3 protein-coding genes and 2 pseudogenes are annotated in these 2,509 nt (G+C 57.7%); 2 read left to right on the forward strand and 3 right to left on the reverse strand.

Annotated elements, in window-relative coordinates:
* Positions 1 to 335: pseudogene (locus AAAB35_RS17205) on the forward strand (esterase); the annotation flags it as partial.
* A gap of 309 nt (positions 336 to 644) precedes the next feature.
* On the opposite strand, the gene AAAB35_RS17210 reads toward AAAB35_RS17205, so the two are convergent.
* From AAAB35_RS17210 to AAAB35_RS17220, 3 genes and pseudogenes are all read right to left on the reverse strand, one after another.
* Positions 645 to 1,439, reverse strand: a complete 795-nt coding sequence (locus AAAB35_RS17210; RefSeq protein WP_112666607.1) for a hypothetical protein — start codon at positions 1,437 to 1,439, stop codon at positions 645 to 647.
* 16 nt (positions 1,440 to 1,455) lie between these two features.
* Positions 1,456 to 1,665 carry a hypothetical protein gene (locus AAAB35_RS17215; RefSeq protein ID WP_025662758.1) on the reverse strand — a complete coding sequence of 70 codons (210 nt, stop codon included), beginning with the start codon at positions 1,663 to 1,665 and terminating at the stop codon, positions 1,456 to 1,458.
* Positions 1,666 to 1,882: 217 nt separating this feature from the next.
* Positions 1,883 to 1,990 (reverse strand): annotated as a pseudogene (locus AAAB35_RS17220) (SOS response-associated peptidase); the annotation flags it as partial.
* A 4-nt stretch (positions 1,991 to 1,994) separates the two neighbouring features.
* On the opposite strand from AAAB35_RS17220, the gene AAAB35_RS17225 reads away from it, so the two are divergent.
* On the forward strand, positions 1,995 to 2,509 hold a 515-nt coding region (locus tag AAAB35_RS17225), incomplete at its 3' end, for a Gfo/Idh/MocA family oxidoreductase (RefSeq protein WP_340669504.1).

Here is a 2,509-nt window from a genome sequence, read left to right on the forward strand (position 1 = left end):
AATGGCCACCGATCTCGGTATGGCATGGAACGGCTGATAGTGTCGTGAATCCTCTCAATGGACGCGCCTTGGTCTCGCAATGGCTCGAAGCGGCGGACATGGACGAAGCGGTCGGGCGAACGAAACAGATGTCATGGGGCACTCTCGAGGAATGGAAACGGGGAGACCGTCTGCAGCTGTCATTCTATTCCGTTCAGGGGCTGGGGCATGGGTTGCCGCGAAGGTTCTCAAATCAGAAGGAGAGGGTAGCTGATGCTTACGTCCTGCCGTCGGAACTGTCTGCGCCATTGGAACTCATGCGAGCATGGGGGTTGCGATCCTGGCGTGCCGTATGATCCGACGCGTTGTTTCGATGCGTGTCCGGTCGCGTAGGGGATCAAATGCTGGCCTGTCGCAGCCTCTCTGACGCTTCCTCGTTTCCACCGGCGGCGAGAGCGTATCCGATTGGTCTCTCCCGAGGCGACTGCGCCAGTTGTTTTCGATGACGCCACTGGAAAGATTGCCGTTCTTCTCCGCGAGAAGAACCCGAAGTCCAAGAAGATTGTGAACGTGATTTGTCTGTACGACAAGAAGTCCGGAAAGGCTTCGATCGCCGAGTACCAATGGCTGGGGCAGTGACACTGACCTCGTGATCCGTATAGACCCTAGCGCTTCAAATCGGCGGCGATCATCTCGCTACCGATTTCGGGAGAAGATGGCCAGTGAGCCTGTCGGCGTGCCTGGAGGGATTCATACTCACTCAGCCTCGCGGGGTCGGGCTGTATGATTTGACCGTCCTTAAGGAAGGCGAGTTCGTCGTAGCCAGCAGGCATCGACCCGACGAACTCCGCCGCCTGAGCTAGGATCATCCTGAATGCGATGGCAACCTCGCGGGCATCAATCGTCGCGTCACTCATGACACGATCAAAGTCGTCTTGTCGGTAGACAGCATTCCGGCCCAGTTGCTCGATGAGGCTTTCCGGAGTGTAGCCCGGATCCTTGGCTGGAGCTGCCCAGATGGCGGCGCCCAGTGGGAAGTGGTTTTTGTGGAGGTGAAGTAGATCGAGGACGTCTCTCGGCTCCTTGCGGGAGGCGGCCGCAAGAAGCTTGTTCGTCGCCAAGTCGAACAGCTTGAAGCCGAACAAGTCGTCCGGGACGGACTCGAAAAATCGGTAGTCGCTGTCGATTGCCCAGTCGAGCAAAGTGCTTTCGCCATCCTTCGTTACGATGGCCTGATATTTCTCGGGGTGCCGGGTTGCCCATCTGATCTCGAACCCGGCGGCTATCAACGACTTTGCATCGATCTCGACTGTGTTTCTCAGCATGTTGACACGGTCGTCTTCGCTGAAGAGGTCATGGAAAATGTCGATATCATCGGAATACCGGGCACTATCCATGTTGATGACAGTGCCGCCAGCAATATGACTGCCGGGATGCCTGTTAGCGGCGATAGTCGCCATCGCTTCTTGCTGAATTCTACGAAGCGGCACGGCAGGCCTCTTCGAGGCGGACAGCGAACTGTCGCGTCGTCATATTGCCGTTGCGCTTGAGGCGGGCGACGGCGTCGAGCACGTCGGCCACGGTCGGATCCTGCATTTCTCTCGTTGACCAAAAACACAGTGGGCCATACAGGGCGAATGCTTCGTGGTAGAGGGCGCGCGCGTCCGCCGATACGGCTTGCCGCATGGCGCTCTCCGTTCGTTCTCGTGCTAAAGCCCTCATTTCCATCAGCATCCGTGTCATCTTCTCTTTCAAGAAAATAGGATACGGCCGAGCGCTTCGCAAGCAGCCATAGGCTGCTGGGACAGCGGCTCAGGCCGTCAGCTTCATGGCAGGTTGGTCTGTTTATCAGTCGTGATGTCGCTCGAATGCATCCCCGCTGTAATAGAAAGCTTGCCTGCCCAGGTTCACCTTCCTTCGAGATGATGCTGGATCCGTAAGGTTCTCGCGAAGTGATCATGATCGCGTCATTCGGGGCCGGACGCGCGAGATGCTGCGCTTCATCCCACGGAACGATGTCACGCGATGGCGGTGGTGTGCTGCTCTCCCAAGGTATTCACACGATCGACCTGCTCCTGAACTATGCGGGCACGCCGGCAGCAATTTCCGCATTTGTCCGCACAACCTCTATTCACAGGATGGAGACGGAGGACCTCGTGACGGCCGCCTTCTCTTTTGAAGGCGGCGCGATCGGATCGCTCAATGCGACAACTTGCGCCTACCCGGGACTGCCGGAGCGCATCGAATTGATCGGTACGAAAGGTACGGCAGTCCTGACCGGTAACAGATTGGATGCCGCCTTTATTGATGGCACCAGGGAAATGGCGGGTGGCGAAACGATCGGAAGCGGAGCGGGGGCAAATCCGATGGCGTTCGGCCATGAGATGCACCGCGCACTGATTAGAAATTTCATCGATGCGATCGAAAATGGCGGGCAGCTTCGCGTCAACGGCGATGATGCGTTGAACGCTCACCGGTTCATAGACGCGGTCCTGTTGGCTGGCACTGTAGTGAAGCAAGGGCCCGACCT

The sequence above is a fragment of the Phyllobacterium sp. genome (assembly GCF_037994425.1).
Classification (GTDB): domain Bacteria; phylum Pseudomonadota; class Alphaproteobacteria; order Rhizobiales; family Rhizobiaceae; genus Phyllobacterium.